Here is an 18,429-nt window from a genome sequence, read left to right as displayed (position 1 = left end):
CCCGCGCGGCTTGAGCGCAAAAAGTTAAACGCTTTTTTTGTCGGACACTACTGATATTTTTTCTAAAAACTCATCAATCTCTTCTGCTGTATCGAAAACCTCGCTCGCACCTGCATCAAACAAAACCTGCTTTTCCAGGGGGCCTGTATTAATGGCAATGGTGAAAATCCCTGCATCGATTGCTGATTCCACTCCCAGTGGTGCATTTTCAATGACGATGGTTTCTTCGACCGGTATATCTGCTTTTTTCAATCCCATGAGGTATGGTTCGGGGTGAGGTTTGCCATGCGTAACATCGTAACCCGATACCACATCATCGGGATGGACGCCGAAATCTTTCTGCAGCCTTTCAAGCAATATGGGTTGCTTGCTTCCGGTGACAACAACAATCTTCTTACCTGCTTCTCTTATTTTGTTCATGAGCGTTTGCATCCCTGGAATCTTATCTGCTTTGGGGCGCAGATGCATGAGCCTGGTTTTCTCTTCGTAGATGCCTTCTATCTCTTCAGGGGTGGCTTCTCTGTTGCAAATCTGTTTAATAGCTTTTCTGATTGTGAAATCTCCGGTGCTGCCTTCGTTTAAATAGGCTTCTTTTCGGGGAAAGTCGATATCGAATTTTTTGAAGGCTTCAATCCAGGTTTCGGCATGGTGCTTCATACTGTCATATAGCACGCCATCCATGTCAAAAAGCACAGCTTTTATCTTTTGAGGTATCAAGTTTGTCATAGTCATATTAAAGTTCTAAGTTGCAAAAATAGCAATTATCCCGACTGCCTCTAACCCCATTTATTCATGAATCATATTGAGGAGATTATTTGTGAATAAATCAGGCCAAATCCAATCCTTAAGAATTGAGGCCGATTCATGAAAATTTGGTATTTTAGCACAATCCTAAAAATCAACAGTCCGTTTAACGAAAAGCTTAAACGCAAGAGCACAAGGGCCGAATGTTTTAATTGGCTGAGAGTTGTTAAAACAATTTAGTATAATGGAATTCCCTCAAATAAATTTTCTTCCGGAAATATCTGAAGTTTTTTCCGACTTGAAATTGGGTTGTTTACTTTCTTCTGTAATCGTTGAAGAAGCGAGCGAAGAATTGGTTCAAAAGATGAAGAATGAAATTGACTTGTTGTCCACTCAGCTTGATGCTGAAACAATAAGGGAACTGCCACCGGTTAAGGCATTAAAGCAATCTTACAGAGCGTTGGGAAAAGACCCGAACCGATACCGGCCAGCTGCGGAGTCTTTGCTTCGGAGGGTGAGTAAAGGCAAAGGTTTGTATCACGTCAATAATGTGGTGGATTGTCTGAATCTGGTTTCTGTGAAGACAGGGTTTTCGATTTGCGGATACGACCTAAGCCGTATTAATGGAGATGTTTCGCTGGGTAAGGGCAAAGCGGGAGAACCATACGAGGGAATAGGACGGGGAGACCTCAATATTGAAAACCTGCCGGTTTTCAGGGATTCAACTGGTGCATTTGGATCCCCCACCAGTGATTCTGCCCGGACTCTTATTGATTCAGAAACTCAAAGTGTGCTTATGATTATTCCCTCTTTCGATGGAGATAAAGAAGGGTTGGAACGAGCTACTGAAATGCTCTCAGAGGCATTGAGGCAATATGTTGGAAATTCATCTCCACAAATAATATTAAAGTAGAGAAATGATTGAAATTTGTGCTTTGGCATCCGGCAGTAACGGAAACTGCTACTACATAGGTAATGACAGTGAAGCGATATTGGTAGATGCCGGAATTAGCCGTCGTCAGGTGTTGGAACGAATGAATGAGAAAGGACTGGATGCTTCAAAAATAAAAGGTATTTTTATCTCGCACGAGCATGCTGACCATTTTCGGGGAGTCCGCGTGTTGAGTAAGCAGTTGGAGGTGCCGGTTTATATTACTGCAAAGGCACTTGCGAAAAGCTGGGGACCAAACCGACCGGCAATGATTAAGCACTTTTTTCCCGGAGACAGTATTGAAATTGGAGGATTTAGCATACATACATTTCTTAAACAGCATGATGCTGCAGAACCCTGCAGTTTCAGAATAGAGCATGACGGAATGAGTATTGGTGTTATGACTGATATTGGTTCTCCCTGTGAAAATGTGATTCAGCATTTTTCCGCCTGTCAGGCTATTTTTCTGGAATCAAACTATGATGAGGATATGTTGTGGAACGGACCATATCCAGTGCATTTGAAAAATCGGGTGGCTTCAGATGTGGGACATCTCTCTAATTCTCAGGCAGTGGAACTTTTGAAATCTTCGGGAGGAGAAAATCTGGAGGTGGTTTTTCTGTCGCATTTATCGGCCGAAAACAACACCCCTCAAATGGCACTCGCGGCTTTTCAGGCATTGGCAGATCGTTTTGATGTCAGGCTTACGAACCGTTATGCTGCGGCCGAGGTTTTCCGTTTGGAGAAAAAAATTGTTGTAGTCTGATAAAAGAGTACGAACTTGATTTTCTTTGTCAGCAATTTTTAAAATTAACTGTTGAGTAGTAAAATGGATTACAAAAAGATTTTAATAAAAATTCGACGTATAGTACGGTCTATCAATCTTGAATCCAAAAAAGTTCAAAAGGATTTTGGCGTCAGTATTCCCCAGATTCTGTGTCTTGAATATTTAAAAGCTTCTCCGGGGTATCGGGCGACTCAGCGCTCTATTCGAGACCATCTAAATCTGAACTCCAGCACTGTGACCGGTATTATTGGTCGCCTGGAAAAGAAAGGTTTTCTGGCCCGTTTGCCCAAGTCGGGTGATAAAAGGGTTATGCATATTGCATTGACATCCTCGGGGGACACCTTGTTGGAGCGTACACCCGATTTGTTGCAGCAGCGACTGGACGAAAAGCTGAAAGGTTTATCGGTTGATGAACTCGACAGGATAGGGAGTGCGTTGGATTTGCTGATAGAGATGCTGGAAATTGAAAACAGCAGCGTTGATGAAATGCCTTTGATATCCGGTGACTTTGAGTCGGATATTGCTCCTGAATAAGGTTTCCCGAATTTTATTCTGCTGCCACGAAAATCACATCCTGAAATTGAATTCTTCTTTTTTGAAACAATGGCTAACGCCATTTCTTACTTGGCATCTATGAATTTTAATCGTCCATCTTAGTGCGACATAAAACGGCTTTGCCGTTTTCAAAGAAGCTGTGTGATAGCTTTTCCGCTCGGCTCTGCCGCTTGCCTGCCAGAATTCGTGAAATTCGTAAAATCGTGGACCAGAGAAATAATTGCGCAGCAATAATTTGTAATGAATATTCTTTTGAAATAAAGGAAAGCATGTTTTTTGCCAGCCAAAATCTGAACTTAAAAGTAGTTAATCTTTTACTTAATGGATTTTTGGACCACAATCAGCGTAAATACTGAAGCCAAAACGCCCGGAACTACCGGGTCAAATCCATAGGGCAGTTCGATTGTCGAGAAATGAAAAAAAGCAAATACTGCAGCTCCCGCAGCCATTGATGACAGCCCTGCCTGCGGCTTTGGTGATTTAAAGAATATAAATCCGATAACCGGAGCCAGTAGTCCGCTGACCATAAAGGAGTAAGACAGTAACATTAAATCCAGCACACTTGGCATGAACAATGCCAGAACAAGAGCCAGGGCTCCCAGAACAAATGTCATTATCTGAGATGCTTTAAGTGTGTTTCCGTTTTTTTTGATTTTGAAAATATCCGTTACAAAATTTCCGGAGGATGCCATCAGACAACTATCTGCTGTGGATAGAATGGCAGAAAAATATGCGGCCAGGATTATTCCTAAGGCTCCGGTGGGCAGAATGTATTTAAGCATCATCGGCATGGCCGTTTCACTGTCTATACCTATGGCGGCTTCAGCCGGCACGACCCCCTGGTCAATGGCAACTTTGGCCATCAACCCAAGAAAAACACCCAGAAATGCCATTACCGGATATTCAAACAAGCCGGCCAGGAACCAGGCGCGCTGTGCTTCTTTTCGTGAAGATGCTGCATAAATCCTTTGATAAAGGGTCATTCCGATAAACCAGATGGGGATAATGGAAAAGGCCCAGTTGATAAGAACCGAACCTTTAATATTGGTTAGTGAAAGCATTTCCTTATCCACAGAAGCCCGCAGTACGTCGAGCCCTCCGATGCTGTGAACAGCAAATGGTACTCCCACAAAAATTAGACCCGACAGCAATATTGTCCATTGAATGGTATCGGTATAGATAACAGCTTTTATTCCGCCCAGGGCTGTGTAAACCACGGCAATGATTCCCATAATCAGGGCGGCATTGTTTACACTCAGTCCGTCGATGGTTCCTGAGGTCAATTTTGCACCTGCAAGAATTTGGCTACTGGTAAATCCCAGATAGCCGATGGCACTGATGATACCGGCCCAGAATGCTACCCTGCTTCCGTAATGATGGCTTAGCATTTCAGGGAACGTCTGGAATTTGCTGGTAAAAGCAATCTGGTAAACTCGCGGAATCAAAACTGCAGCTGTGAGCCAGGCACCAATTAGTCCGGTGAAGAGAATCCACGAACCCGATAAACCCATTGCGAAACCAAGGCCTCCCAGACCAATTGAAAAACCACCACCCACATCAGTGGCCACCACAGACAATCCGAGGTGCCAGCGTGTCATTTTTCGTCCTCCAACAAAATAGTCTTCAGAACTCTGGTTTTTTCTGTGAAACCAAAGTCCTACCATGAGCATGGCGATGATGTAAACAAATATGATGATGAAATCGACTAAATGCATAGTGGTTCTATTTAAAAAAAACGTCAGCATCCCTCTTGGAAAGCTGAAGTTTTTTCATAGTTATATAGAAACTGTTTGAATTTTTTTCAGGGTTTGAGCTCTGATACCTTGCCAATATCCCCTTAACGTGCATAATTATTGTTGAATTCGAGCCAAGAGCTATGAGCCAACCGCCAACCGCTATACTGTTTTATACCAGACATTCATACTTTCAATCTGTCCGGCAATGTGGGTGTTGTTAACTAAAGTTCCGGTATAACGATAGCCGTTGTTCATAAATGTTTTGTTCATGGATGGGGATTTTAGTCGCGCAATGGTGTAAAATGACTTAAATCCATTGTCTTTCAGATGGTTTTCCATAGCCCTTAACAGATGTATCGCAATTTTTTTTCCGCGTTGGGTGGGAAGTACTGCAAAGTCTGTCATCTCGGCATTTCTGAGAGAGTCGTTGCATTCTGCAGAACTAATGCCTACCAAATTTCCATCCTGAAACACACCAAAATAGCGGGTTTCTTCACTCATTTCCTTTTTTAGAAATTCTGTGTCGAAAATTGGAAACGGATAACTGTCAAATACCTGGGCAAAAACCCCGACCATTTCTTTGGTGTCTTCAGGTGTCAACAGTCTCAAAATATGGGAGTCATCCAATCCGGGAATTTCATTGTTCACCTCTGACAGCAGAAGTTCCTGAAATACTTTCATCTCATCCGTGTTGGGCTTTCTCCTTTTAGCATCCTGATATTTAACCAGAAAAAGTGCATCTTCGGCGCCATTGAAAAATCCCGGCACCAGCGCTTCTGTTTCATATCCGGCCATTCGAAAAGCAGCTCCGTATCTGGAGGGGACTTTGACAAAGAGTTTGGTATAACCATTATTCTTTGCCAAAGTGTCCAGCTTATCAATAATTCCGGGAAAGTCGGATGGCCACAGGTGCATGAGATAAACCCTGTTGCTCTCGGGCCCATGCTGTATGGTCGATTGTCCGAGTTTCTCAGTCTTGTCCATTATCGTCCCTTCTTTGAATTCGTTCGTTGTCTTCCGGCACCAGTGATATGGCATCGTCGTAATCAGACAGTAATTTTTCTATTCCAATGGCATTGTCTTCGTAACCCTCTTGTAAGTCCAGTTCAAGATTGCAATTGTCACAATTTCGGTCACAAGTGGTCTGCTGGTAATTGTCGGGTTCCTGATAGGAAGTAATTACCCCTTCATAGTTTCGCAGAATTACCTTGTTCGTTGACCAGGAAATAATGTAGTTGGGCATTACCGGAATTTTTCCTCCGCCACCCGGTGCATCAATTACATAAGTCGGAACAGCAAAACCGCTGGTGTGACCGATCAGACTTTCGATAATTTCAATTCCTTTACCTACAGGAGTGCGGAAGTGAGAAAGACCTTCTGACAGGTCGCACTGATACATATAGTATGGACGAACCCGGTTGGCAACCAGCTTGTGTACCAGGTCTTTCATGATCCTCGGGCAGTCGTTCACATCGGCCAGCAATACTGATTGGTTACCCAGAGGAATACCTGCATCAGCAAGCTTCCTGAGTGCCTCTTTCGATGATGAAGTTATTTCCCTGGGGTGGTTGAAGTGGGTGTTGATCCAGATTGGATGATGCTTCTTGAGCATGTTAACCAGGTCATCAGTAATTCGATAGGGAAGTACAACAGGTGTACGGGTTCCAATACGAATGACCTGTATGTGGTCAATCTTTCTCAGTTCGGTAAGAATCCAGTCCAGATAATCGTCCGAGAGCAGGAAAGGGTCTCCACCAGAAAGCAGTACGTCTCTTACCTGAGGGGTTTTTCGAATGTAATCCAGGCCTATTTCAACTTGTGATTTTCCCGGAACAAAATCCTGATCGCCTACTTTTCTTTTCCTTGTACAGTGGCGACAGTACATTGCACACACATTACTGACATGAAAAAGAACTCTGTCGGGATAGCGGTGGGTAATTCCCGGAACCGGACTATCTGTATCTTCCGACAAGGGGTCACCCATTTCGTGCTGGGCAACATGCAATTCCCGGTTGTCGAGAAACGATTGTTTGTAAACAGGGTCGTGTCTGAAATTTTCTTTTTTAATCAGGGAAAGGTAGTAAGGTGTAATGCTGAGAGGGAATTTCCCTTTGGTTTCTTCGAGTTGTTTTTTTTCATCCTCCGGAAATCTTATTCCCGTCAACTCCTCAAACTTTTCAATGGTTTTTATTGAGTGCTTGAGGTGCCATTTCCAGTCCCGCCAGTTAGCCAGTTCGGAAGATGAATCAATTTTTGTTGCAATTCTTTGTTGATTTGTTGTGAAAATTGCCATAATATTCAGTTTGGTGAATAATCAGTTTATTGGGTCAGTATTCGTGAATCAGCTTTGATGAGTTGTAATGAATTGTGGTAATCGATTGTTTCTGCGCCACAAAAATAATCAAATTATTTGAACGGGAAAAAAATGAATTCCCGCCCTGGTGTCAGTGAGTTTCTGTTGTTTGGGCTAAGTTGTTGTAATACAAAGGGGTGTTGTTGATGTTGTTTCGCTGTAAAGATTAGGTAAAAACTATTGTTGGTTCGTAAAGCGTTCATTTGGTTGTGTGCAAACTAATTTTATTTCCATATTGATTGTTTTGTCAATGGTTGTGTGTCTGATTTAATGTTTGTATAGAATCATATAGTTTTTCACTGGTAATAGAGGAATCTTTTGTTTTAAGAATAGATTGCTTCTTTTTTTCGCAGTGAAGTAATCTCAATTTTTTTCGGCCAACAGTGATAGGTTTCAAATTTTGGTTTAATTAAATTTACGACATATTTAGTTTTTGTTCCAGATCGATGTGTTGTTTGTTACAAAACCTGACTTGGGCAACCTAATGAAGTAATCTCGGTCCGTTAAAAAGACATCAGTAATTGATTTTGTAAAAATTGACCGTTTTTTTGGGTTTGTATTCCCGTAATGTATTTTCTTTGTAAAAAAAAAGATATGGTTATTGACACGTTTGAAAATGCAGCACGCTATTATATGTTGCACCCTGCAATGGAAATTGTACTGGATTATATGGAGAATCTGGATCCTTCTGATTTTAAACCAGGGAAGGTTGAATTGAGTGGGAATAATGTTTTTGTGAATGCCATGCAACAATCTACGCTATCGGAAGATGAGGCTGTCTGGGAATCTCACGAACAGCACATCGATATTCATTACATATTGGAAGGACATGAGTTGATTAAATTTGCAGAGGAATACAAAATGGATGTGGAAGTTCCCTACGATAAGGAAAAAGATTGTACCTTGTTTACAGGCGATTCAGGAATGAAAGTGAATTTTCCAAAGGGCGGATTTGTAATATTTTTCCCGGAAGAAATTCATAAGGCCATGATAACCGATGGTATTCCTTCGAAGGTGAAAAAGCTGGTTGGGAAAATCAGAGTGGATTAAGAAAGTCGATTGTTTGTAATGCTTTAGATTAAATTATAAATAAAAAGGGGTGATTGCTGTGCTGCAATCACCCCTTTTTAATATTGTTTTTTAGTATCTGCGTTGTCCCTGGCTGCGGTTACCGCCACCACCGAATGAACGTTCACGACCTTCGCCTTTTGGACGGGCCTTTTTTACCACGATGGGGCTGTTGTCGAAGAGACACTCGTTAAGGTCTTTGATGGCCTTCTGAGCTGCGTCTTCTTCTTTCATTTCAACAAAACCAAAGCGTTTTGAAGAACCGGTTTCCCTGTCCATAATTACTTTGGCTGATACTACTTCGCCATATTCGGCGAACAAATCGTTTAAGTCTTCGCTTGTTGTTGCGTCGCTTAACTTTGCTACAAAAAGATTCATTAAAAAAATGTTTGAGATGATTCACACTTCAGAGCATTGCTGTTGCTCAGACCTGCTAGGAGAAAGCTCTGCATTTGCGCTTTTTTGTGCTATCATAAAATGTAAATAAAAAGAACTTAAATAGAAGTGTAGCAAGGCATTTCAGTTTGAGGAAGCGTAAAAGAAGTGCAATACGTAAAATTCTATTGAGTGCAAAGAAACAACCTTTTTTTTGTTTTTTGGTTATCATGATATGTGAAAAATGTATAAATAATATATTTGAGGTCGTTTGTTCCGGGGGTGGCTCCAATAGATTATATTGGCGGTAAAGTTTAGATACCGCTCTCTTTGATGATGATAGGGAGCTTTACGCCATTGATATGAATTCTGCACTTAGCTCCGTTTCTCTACTTATTTGTTTCGTTTGCAATGGACTTTAGTTTTGGTGCCAACTTTGTAATTAATTCCAAAGAGGCTGCTCAGATATTTGGTTTAAACAATCTGGGAAAGAATTATCCGTTAATATTTTTTGAGTAGGTGATATCCGGAACTGCCGGATCGTTTACAGGGGGCTTTAAAAAGATCTCTTTGGGAGTTGTCAAAATCCTGTTAAGGCAGCCATTGCTCTTTGCATGGTTGTGTTTTTTGTATTGGTGGTTTTTCACGGAAAGAAACCTGTTCGCGTTGAATATAAAGGATAATTTGCTTCCATTGAGCCACCACGTGACCCTTTTGAATCATAAATAATCTATTACGAAGATTCATGGTTTAATCAGGTTAAATGGCAAATTGTCCTTATTTTTGTTTTTTTGAATGAGTTTATTGTAACAAAAGTCCGTTAAAAAAAGCTTAAACGCAGAGACGCAATGACGCCAAGCTTTTATACTGAGAAAGTTGCCGTTTAAATGTCTTGGTCTGCAAGTAGCCAATTATCAGGTGTTTGTAAGGATTTTACGAAGTGCTGATGAAACGGTAACTTTGGCCATGTGCCGGAAGTCAGATAATAAATAAGATAAATATCACGAACAGCAAAGTATAGTTCATTATTATGCAAAAATTCACAATATTACTTTTAACAACGATACTCTTTGGACAGGTATCCGTTTCTCAGACCCGGCAAATTAGGCTGGAAGATCTTACCAAAGAGCGTGTTTTCAAGGCCGAAAAAATTGACGGGCTCCGGTCGATGCAGGATGGTCTTCATTATACTGCTCTTGAAGAGGGAGGTACAACGATTGTTAAATATTCCTACAAAACAGGGGAGGCTGTTGAGGTTGTTTTCGATATTGAAAACATCAAACGTAATCCTTCTGAAGTAGAACGTATTGCCGGGTACGAGTTTAGTCCTGATGAGACAAAAATATTGGTTCACAATAATGTGGAACGTATTTATCGTCACTCTTTTCTGGCCAATTATTACGTTTACGACCGCAAATACCGTGAGCTGGTTCCTCTGGAAGAAGAAGGAAAGCAACAGGTGCCTGCATTTTCTCCCGATAGTTACAAAATTGCATATGTTCGAAATAACAATATTTACCTGAAAAAACTTCGGTTTGGAACCACCAGTGCTATCACCGAGGATGGCGAAGAGAATTTGATAATTAATGGGATTCCCGATTGGGTTTATGAGGAAGAGTTTGGTTACAACCGGGCTTTCGAATGGTCGCCCGATAGTGAAGACCTTGCTTATGTGAAGTTTGACGAATCGGAAGTGAAAGAATTCTCTTTCCCTTTGTATAAGAGTTCTCACCCAATTCGTGAGCAGTACGCTTTATATCCCGGACAATACAAGTTTAAATATCCAAAGGCGGGGGAGGCTAATTCTAAGGTGTCGGTTCATGTTTTTAATGTGAAAAACCGAACCACCAAAACTATGGATATTGGGGTGATGGATGATGTGTATGTTCCACGCCTTCGCTGGAGTTTTAATCCAGACAAGCTGGGAGTGGTTAAAATGAATCGGATGCAAAACAATCTGGAGCTTTTTGTTGCCAATCCTGCATCTGGTGTTGCCAATGTATTATTGACGGTTCGTGAAGATAAATTTATTTCCGAAAATGTGTTGGACAATATACAGTTTCTTCCCGATGGTGAACATTTTGTTTATGTGGGGCAAGACGATGGCTACAATCATATTTACTTATATTCAATGGCAGGGATTCAGGTACGACAACTGACTAAAGGTGAGTGGGATGTTACCGATTATTACGGCTATGATGCTGATGAAGAGTTGTTTTATTTTCAGGCTGCTAGAGAATCTCCACTGAAGCGTGAAGTATATGCGGTTGATTTTGATGGAAAGGAGATTGTTCGTCTGACTCCTGATGACGGTTTTAATTCTGCTGATTTCAGTAATCACTTCAAATATTTTGTCAATACCTGGTCATCTGCAGCTGATGTTCCGGTAGTATCGGTTTTTGAGGCAGATGGTAAACCGGTTCGTGTAGTGGATGACAACAGCGAATTGGCTGAGCGGCTGGCTGCTTATGCGATTCCTCAGAAAGAGTTTTTTCAGTTTGAAACCTCTGAGGGTATCCAACTGAACGGATATATGATTAAACCATTGGATTTTGATGAGCAAAATAAATATCCGGTGCTAATGTCGCAATACAGTGGCCCCAATTCTCAGGAGGTACAGGATAAATGGGGCATCAACTGGGAGCAATACCTTGCTTCCAATGGCTATCTGGTTGTGTCGGTTGATGGCCGGGGAACAGGAGCACGTGGTGAGGAGTTTCAGAAAGCTACTTATATGAAACTGGGCCGACTGGAATCGGACGACCAGATTGAGACAGCGCGGTATTTAGGTTCGTTGAGTTATGTGGACGATTCCCGTATTGGCATCTGGGGATGGAGTTTTGGGGGTTACATGTCTTCCATCTGCCTGAGTCGTAGCGACCTGTTTAAAGTTGGGATTGCTGTGGCCCCCGTGACCAACTGGAGATATTATGATACTATTTACACCGAACGGTTTATGCGTAAACCCCAACAAAATCCGGGCGGTTATGACGATAACAGTCCTATTAATATGGCAGATAATTTAAGTGGTCGTTTGTTTCTGATTCACGGAAGTGCCGATGATAATGTGCATTTTCAGAATACCATGGAATACGCCGAACAATTGATCCAGGCCGGCAAACAGTTCGATATGTTTGTTTATCCCAATAGAAATCACAGTATCTATGGTGGAAATTCCCGTCATCATCTTTATACAATGATGAGTCAGTATATTTTTGATAATCTTTAATAACAATAGTTCGTTAAAAAAAAGTCTAAACGCAAAGACGCAATGGCGCAAAGTTTTTATTATCAGAGAGTTGTGATATATATCACGCATTGTGCAAATTGCTCACTAACAGGTATTTAAAAAAGTTTAACGGAGTATTGTAATAACAAAACGGGCATTTAGCTTTGATTTATCAAATCTGAAAGAAATCTGTATCTGTAACCCAAATTGAGCGATTCTCACTCAATCGAATAAGAAAATGTAAGGTTTTCACCATAAAGATGGTGAAAAACCAACATTTTCTAAATCGGGGTTAACGTTAAGTAAAGTGGTACTTCGTTTCACTCGTATCGCTCAACTTAGGTGTAAATTAAACGTCAGTGCCATCAGGTCTTAAAAATCAAATTTTATTCTAATGAATAATCCTGCCCGTCGTTTCTTCGACGATTTGTTAACCATAGAAGAAAATCAAACTCTTTCGCTTGCAGAAAAGGTCAGACGGCAACGTATTTCTCTTGAACAATGCTGTAAATATCTTACCCGGGAAGATGGCCTCACTTTTTCCAATCTTTTCGGGCGGTTGGAATATCTGTGTAACAAAAAACAGCTTAATAAACCGCAGAAAAGCCGGCTTCATGAGTTCCGGATATTCGCCAACAAAGTAGTTCATAAAAAAAACGAACCTGATTTACAGGGATATTACCGGGGAATTAAAACTTTAGCAAAGTCATATGGTCTTTTTTTTGGGGTAGAGGTTCCTGAAGAAATCAGCTCTTTATATTCGTCGCGCGAATTAGGTGTAGAAAGCACCGGGAGCTACCATATCAATCCGGCCGGTTTTAGGGCGATGTTGTTGAATATCGACACCGAAAAGCATGAGTTGCTTGTTCAGCCTGATGTTTCGGGAGAAGCCACTCCGGTTGTGGTGTTGTATGATATTAATGGAGTCAATGAGGAGCTGACGGCTTCCGTGGAACTAACACAGCCCGGACAACAGCTGCAATTTTTGGAGACGCATCGTAATGAAGACGGGAAAGTGGTACCCGGACTTATTGTGCTGGAACCTGATTATTTATTGGATGTTACGTCTATTGCCAAATGTTTTCAGAATATTCAGGGTCGAAAAATCAGAGCTTTTGAGCTCTTTTTTGTGGGGCGCTCCGAAACCCGCAAACTCTCCAAAGCCATTCATAAAGGAAATGTAGCCAACCTCTTCTTTGATGAGTTGCTTAACGAACAGCCGGGTTCTCATAAAGAATTCCGGAATGTGTTAATGGATTCTTTTCGCATCTATCCTTTGCCTTATACTTCACTCGATGGAATTGATAAAAGCTATTTTGATGAGCTGGAAGGGCAGTTTGCCAACCTGAGGAGGGTGGTGGACAGTGATTTCCAAAAGGGAGACCATCGCCCCATCGACCGTCAGAAGAGCAATCTCGAAGTTTCCCTGATGAGTCCAGAGCTTGGTTTGCAGGGTCGTATGGACTTGTTTGATGAAACGCCCAGCGAAAGTGGGAGTTATGAATCGAAAATTATAGAATTAAAATCCGGGAAGCTGCCGTTCCCTTCCGATAATCCTTCTGTAGTTGCTGAAGACCATGCTGCCCAGGTACGTATGTACAACATGATGGCTCAAAGAGTGCTGGGACACAATCCGAAAAAGATTTTTAATGCGGTGCTCTATTCTGCGGCAACCAATGGTGGAGAGGCGTTGCGCTATGTCTCGCATTTTAAAAGCTTTGAACGCGAAATTGTCAATGTCAGAAATCAAATTGTCGCATGGGAGTATCGGCTTGCTGGAGATAAAGAACCATATCCTTTGAGTGAAGAATTTGTTCGAAGTCTTAATGTTAAAAAATACGGTTTAAACCTTGCCGATAAAAGATTTTCCTGGTTTTTTGGAAAGTTTCTGGATTTTAAGCGGTTGATTCTTGAGCGGGTAACGCCGCTCGAAAGGCAATATTTCTTTGCTTTTTCTTCGTTTGTCAGTCGAGAAAAGATTTTGAGTAAGGTTGGAGATGGTGAATACACCAAGGGGTTGTCTGCTTTGTGGAACAAAACTGACCTGACAGATGAGGATGTTTTTAACGAACTGCGCAATCTTACCATTAACGAGAATAATGCCGACAGTGAAGATGCCTGCATCACTCTTCAGCGGCCGGCAGATGGGAATAAGTTCATAAACTTCCGGCGGGGTGATATTTGTGTGTTGTATCCACATGTAAAAGACAAATTTCTTGCTACGCAACACCGGGTTCTGAAATGTTCCATCCAATCGCTGAGTAATGAAGAGGTAACCGTAAGGTTGCGACAAAAGCAGAGTTCGCTTGACTATTTTTCCGGTTTTGACTCCTGGGTGCTGGAACATGATTCGCTGGACAATAATTTTGAACAGATGCATGCCGGGTTATTTGAATTTTTGAAACTATCCCAGGCTCGTCGTAAGCTGTTGCTGGGCCTGACCCCTCCACAAAGCTTGGAAGGTCAAACAAAAGAGTTTGTATCTAAAAATGCAGATTATCTGGAAGAGAGCCGCCAGGAACAAAATACTGTACTTTCTGAAGCCTGGAATGCAAAAGACTACTATTTGCTGGTGGGACCACCCGGAACCGGAAAAACCAACCTTTTCCTGAAACGGTATGTGGATGAACTGATTCATGAAACCAGTCTGAATGTTCTGTTGGTCAGTTATACCAACCGCGCCGTGGATGAGATGTGTTCTTCGGTTCGGGGGATTGTAAACGATAGCATGGTACGCATTGGTTCTTCGCTGGGATGTGACCGTCTCCATGAGGATTTATTGCTGGACCAAAAAATAAAGCAGCTGAAAAACCGCAACGAGATACGTCAACTCATTGAAGAGACGCGTCTGTTTGCCGGAACGTTGTCATCTGTCCTTGGAAAAAATGAGTTGTTTGAGCTAAAAAAGTTTGATATTGTAATTGTTGATGAAGCCTCACAGATTCTTGAGCCCAACATCATTCATCTGCTGGGAAGGGTGAAGAAATTTGTGTTGATAGGTGATGAGCGCCAGTTGCCTGCCGTTGTAACGCAATCTCCCGGTGAGTCGAAGGTGATGGATCAGAAATTGAATGAGATTGGTCTTTTTGATCGTCGCAACTCCTACTTTGAACGCTTGCTCTTTTTGTGTAAAAAGAACAATTGGGAATCAGCGTGGGGCGAATTAACATTTCAGGGGCGAATGCACCCAGATTTGTCCGGATTTGCCAATAAATTCTTCTACAATGATAAGCTGAAAACGGCTGCCTTGCCTCATCAAACCGGCAAGCTTGTTTCAGATAAATTTTCAGCCGGGGATGATTTGACCGGAATGCTGGCTAACAAACGGATGGTTTTTATTCCTTCGACCTTTTCGGTCCGTGATATTTCGGAGAAACACAATCCACTGGAGGCTGCCCTTGTTAGCAAAGTGTTGGCGAAACTGGTGGATATTCATGGTTTTGGCAGTGATGAGGCAATTGTGGGCCGTGTAGGAATTATTACACCCTATCGAAACCAGATTGCCGCAATTCGTGAACAGTTGGAGAGAGATGGTTTCAGTTGTTTCGACACCATTCAGATAGATACCGTTGAGCGTTATCAGGGGAGCCAAAAGGATTTTATACTAGTCTCTTTCTGTATGAACCGGCCTTCTCAATTGGATTTTCTCATCCAGAACAGGGTACAAATTGAAGATAAATCAAACGGCGAACTGGTATCTATAGTTGTGGACCGCAAACTTAATGTGACCCTCACACGAGCCCGGAAACAGTTAATTATTACCGGAAATGAAGCAGTGTTGGGGAATGATGAAATCTACGGACCTTTGATTGACGACATTCGCAAAAACGGAGGTTACTATCAAAAGGGAGCCAGGGCTGTTGTGGAGGGATGAGAGTTAATTCCTCGCAAGCTACCAATGACAGATTTTTGTAACAAGCAAAAAATCAGATAAATAATAATTGGTTCTCTATTAGGAATCTCCCAAATCTGTCACAGACCCATTATGCCTCAAATTTATTGGGGCAGGCACTCAGAATGACAACTCTATTCGCATACGTGCCTTGCAATTAGGGTCTACGAGCTGCGAATTGCGAGCTGAGAGTGAACCAACTTTCTTCTAAGAATCAATTATTGTATTAAGACCAGATTTAAATTACACCTACAGCTAAATTTATTTTCTTTTTCTACACTTAATAACCTCAATTTACTTCATATAATGATAACTCCTTGAAAGGGCGTTTTTTAACAGTATTTTATTCTTTTTCTGCCGGCCGGGTTGGGATGTTCGAATATTTAAATATTTGTATAACAGAATCTTTGAGGTGTTTGGAGATTGCGCCGTTTTGTTATATTTGTGGTGCTTTTAAAAAGAAATATTATCAAATTTAAACACATCATAAAAAATGGGATTAAAAATTATTGTTCTTGCCAAGCAGGTGCCCGATACCCGCAATGTGGGCAAGGATGCCATGAAAGCTGACGGTACGGTGAATCGTGCGGCTCTGGCAGCTATTTTCAACCCGGAAGACCTTAATGCGTTGGAACAGGCCCTGAGATTGAAAGATAAATATTCCGGAACTACAGTTACATTGCTGACTATGGGCCCAGGCCGTGCAGCCGATGTTATTCGTGAAGGTTTGTTTCGCGGTGCCAATGATGGAATTTTGTTGACCGACCGTGCTTTCGCTGGTTCTGATACTTTAGCTACTTCTTATGCTATTTCATGTGCCATCAGGAAAATCAGCAAATTCGATTTAATTATTGCAGGTCGCCAGGCAATTGACGGAGATACCGCCCAGGTAGGCCCTCAGGTAGCTGAGAAGCTTGGAATTCCCCAGGTTACTTACGGTGAAGTGATTTACAGTGCTGAAAAAGGAAAGATTTCCTTGAAGCGACGTTTGGAGCGGGGTGTGGAAACAGTTGAATGCCCTATGCCTGCAGTTGTTACCATAAACAGTTCTGCTGCTTCCTGTCGACCGCGTAATGCCAAATTGGTACAGAAATACAAACATGCGCAAACCGTTACTGAGCGTCAGAATCAGTCAGAAGACTATATTGATTTGACCAACGATCGACCATATCTCAATATTCCCGAGTGGAGTGTTAACGATATTGAAAGTGACCTCCGGATGCTTGGATTATCAGGTTCGCCCACCAAAGTGAAGCAAATCGAAAATGTGGTATTTCAGGCCAAGGAATCAAGACATGTACAAGCCAATGATCAGGAGATTGAGGAGTTGGTAAAAGAATTGATTGCCAACCACACCATCGGTTAGGTCCGGCTTACGAACTTAAAATGAATTTAGAAATGGACAATATATTTGTTATTTGCGAAATAGAAGATGGCAAGGTGGCCGATGTAAGTCTTGAGTTGCTTACTAAAGGTCGGTCTCTGGCCAATCAGCTCAGCTGCAAATTGGAGGCCCTTGCCCTGGGCCATAAACTCAAGGGTATTGAGGAGCAGATTTTTCCTTACGGCGCCGATGTGGTTCATGTGGGGGATGACAAACGGTTGGAGCCGTTTACTACCCTTCCTTTTACATCGATTATTGTGGATCTTTTCCAAAAGGAGAAGCCGCAAATTGCTCTTTTAGGGGCAACGACTATGGGCCGTGACCTTGGTCCCCGTGTTTCATCAGCCTTGCAGAGTGGCCTGACTGCCGATTGTACAGCTCTTGAAATAGGTGATCATGAGGACAAGAAAGCAAAAAAGATTTATAAAAACCTGCTTTATCAGATTAGACCTGCTTTTGGCGGTAACATCGTTGCCACCATTATCAATCCCGATTGTCGCCCTCAAATGGCTACTGTTCGGGAAGGCGTGATGAAAAAAGAGATGTTCTCAAAAACGCATAAGGGTCAATTGAAAACCATTGATGTGGGTTCAATTCTGAAACCCGAGGATACTGTGGTAAAGGTTATTGAGCGTCATATTGAGAAGAACCGAATTAATATCAAAAACTCATCTATCATCATTTCAGGTGGATATGGAATGGGTTCCAAAGAGAATTTCTCTGTTTTGTACGATTTGGCTGAGGTTTTAGGTGGAGAAGTAGGTGCTTCACGTGCTGCTGTAGATGCAGGTTTTGCCGAGCACGACCGGCAGGTGGGTCAGACAGGGGTAACAGTACGTCCTAAACTTTACATTGCCTGTGGTATCTCCGGACAAATTCAGCATACCGCCGGTATGGAGGAATCGTCTATGGTTATTGCCATTAATAATGACCCGGGAGCCCCCATCAACAAAATTGCTGATTATGTATTGACTGGCGAAGTGATGGATATTATCCCCAGGCTTATCAAGTCGTATAAGAAAAATACCAAGTAGAGGTAGTTTTTCTAATGTTGTATTTTGTGTTTTGGGATATCCCGGACAGATAAATAAAAGAGAAAAAATGGCTAATTTTTTTACAGATAATCCGGATCTAAAATTTCATCTGACACACCCGTTGATGAAAAAGATCGTTGCCCTCAAAGAGAATAATTTTGAGGACAAGGACAAGTTTGATTATGCCCCGCTCGACTTTGAAGATGCCATGGACAGCTATGAAAAGGTGTTGGAAATAGTTGGCGAAATTAGTGGCGATATTGTGGCTCCAAACGCTGAAAGTGTTGATGCTGAAGGCCCTAAGATTGAAAATAATGAGGTGATTTATGCGAAAGGAACCC

General features: G+C 41.9%; 13 protein-coding genes and 1 pseudogene. 9 read left to right on the top strand and 5 right to left on the bottom strand.

Annotated elements, in window-relative coordinates:
- Positions 1-24 precede the first annotated feature (24 nt).
- A complete protein-coding gene (locus QZZ43_RS13385) occupies positions 25-726 on the bottom strand; it encodes an HAD family phosphatase (RefSeq protein ID WP_291860271.1) in 702 nt (233 codons plus the stop codon).
- A gap of 262 nt (positions 727-988) precedes the next feature.
- On the opposite strand from QZZ43_RS13385, the gene QZZ43_RS13380 reads away from it, so the two are divergent.
- The 3 genes from QZZ43_RS13380 to QZZ43_RS13370 are packed head-to-tail and all read left to right on the top strand — an operon-like array spanning position 989 to position 2,996.
- Entirely contained in the window at positions 989-1,657 is a 669-nt protein-coding gene (locus QZZ43_RS13380; protein ID WP_291860269.1) for a B3/4 domain-containing protein, read from the top strand.
- A gap of 4 nt (positions 1,658-1,661) precedes the next feature.
- Positions 1,662-2,441: an MBL fold metallo-hydrolase gene (locus tag QZZ43_RS13375; protein WP_291860266.1), complete on the top strand. Its 780-nt coding sequence runs from the start codon at positions 1,662-1,664 to the stop codon at positions 2,439-2,441.
- 51 nt (positions 2,442-2,492) lie between these two features.
- On the top strand, positions 2,493-2,996 hold the full coding sequence (locus QZZ43_RS13370; RefSeq protein ID WP_291860263.1) for a MarR family transcriptional regulator: 504 nt from the start codon (positions 2,493-2,495) through the stop codon (positions 2,994-2,996).
- 335 nt (positions 2,997-3,331) lie between these two features.
- Here the strand turns inward: QZZ43_RS13370 and QZZ43_RS13365 are convergent, their stop codons facing one another.
- The 3 genes from QZZ43_RS13365 to ablA all read right to left on the bottom strand — a co-directional run bounded on the left by QZZ43_RS13365 (position 3,332) and on the right by ablA (position 7,046).
- Entirely contained in the window at positions 3,332-4,732 is a 1,401-nt protein-coding gene (locus tag QZZ43_RS13365) for a sodium:solute symporter (protein WP_291860261.1), read from the bottom strand.
- Positions 4,733-4,912: 180 nt separating this feature from the next.
- The gene (ablB, locus tag QZZ43_RS13360; protein WP_291860258.1) at positions 4,913-5,737 is read right to left on the bottom strand and encodes a putative beta-lysine N-acetyltransferase; all 825 of its coding nucleotides are present in this window, start codon (positions 5,735-5,737) and stop codon (positions 4,913-4,915) included.
- Entirely contained in the window at positions 5,724-7,046 is a 1,323-nt protein-coding gene (gene ablA, locus QZZ43_RS13355) for a lysine 2,3-aminomutase (RefSeq protein WP_291860253.1), read from the bottom strand. Before ablA ends, ablB begins: the two co-directional genes overlap by 14 nt.
- A gap of 654 nt (positions 7,047-7,700) precedes the next feature.
- On the opposite strand from ablA, the gene QZZ43_RS13350 reads away from it, so the two are divergent.
- Complete coding sequence (locus tag QZZ43_RS13350; RefSeq protein WP_291860250.1) at positions 7,701-8,156, top strand: YhcH/YjgK/YiaL family protein; 456 nt, start codon at positions 7,701-7,703, stop codon at positions 8,154-8,156.
- A 90-nt stretch (positions 8,157-8,246) separates the two neighbouring features.
- Here QZZ43_RS13350 and QZZ43_RS13345 read toward each other — a convergent pair whose 3' ends face one another.
- A complete protein-coding gene (locus QZZ43_RS13345; RefSeq protein WP_291860248.1) occupies positions 8,247-8,552 on the bottom strand; it encodes an RNA-binding protein in 306 nt (101 codons plus the stop codon).
- A gap of 1,027 nt (positions 8,553-9,579) precedes the next feature.
- On the opposite strand from QZZ43_RS13345, the gene QZZ43_RS13340 reads away from it, so the two are divergent.
- The 5 genes and pseudogenes from QZZ43_RS13340 to QZZ43_RS13320 all read left to right on the top strand — a co-directional run.
- Positions 9,580-11,778, top strand: a complete 2,199-nt coding sequence (locus tag QZZ43_RS13340; protein WP_291860245.1) for a S9 family peptidase — start codon at positions 9,580-9,582, stop codon at positions 11,776-11,778.
- Between the two features lie 394 nt (positions 11,779-12,172).
- Positions 12,173-15,652: an AAA domain-containing protein gene (locus QZZ43_RS13335; protein WP_291860242.1), complete on the top strand. Its 3,480-nt coding sequence runs from the start codon at positions 12,173-12,175 to the stop codon at positions 15,650-15,652.
- A gap of 511 nt (positions 15,653-16,163) precedes the next feature.
- On the top strand, positions 16,164-17,036 hold the full coding sequence (locus tag QZZ43_RS13330) for an electron transfer flavoprotein subunit beta/FixA family protein (protein ID WP_291860239.1): 873 nt from the start codon (positions 16,164-16,166) through the stop codon (positions 17,034-17,036).
- A gap of 32 nt (positions 17,037-17,068) precedes the next feature.
- Positions 17,069-18,088: an electron transfer flavoprotein subunit alpha/FixB family protein gene (locus tag QZZ43_RS13325; protein ID WP_291860236.1), complete on the top strand. Its 1,020-nt coding sequence runs from the start codon at positions 17,069-17,071 to the stop codon at positions 18,086-18,088.
- A gap of 67 nt (positions 18,089-18,155) precedes the next feature.
- Positions 18,156-18,429, top strand: a pseudogene (locus tag QZZ43_RS13320) (acyl-CoA dehydrogenase); the annotation flags it as partial.

It is taken from the genome of Marinilabilia sp. (assembly GCF_016278715.1).
Classification (GTDB): domain Bacteria; phylum Bacteroidota; class Bacteroidia; order Bacteroidales; family Marinilabiliaceae; genus Marinilabilia.
The sequence above is the reverse complement of the archived record's forward strand: the minus strand, read 5'-3'. Positions and strand labels throughout refer to the sequence as shown.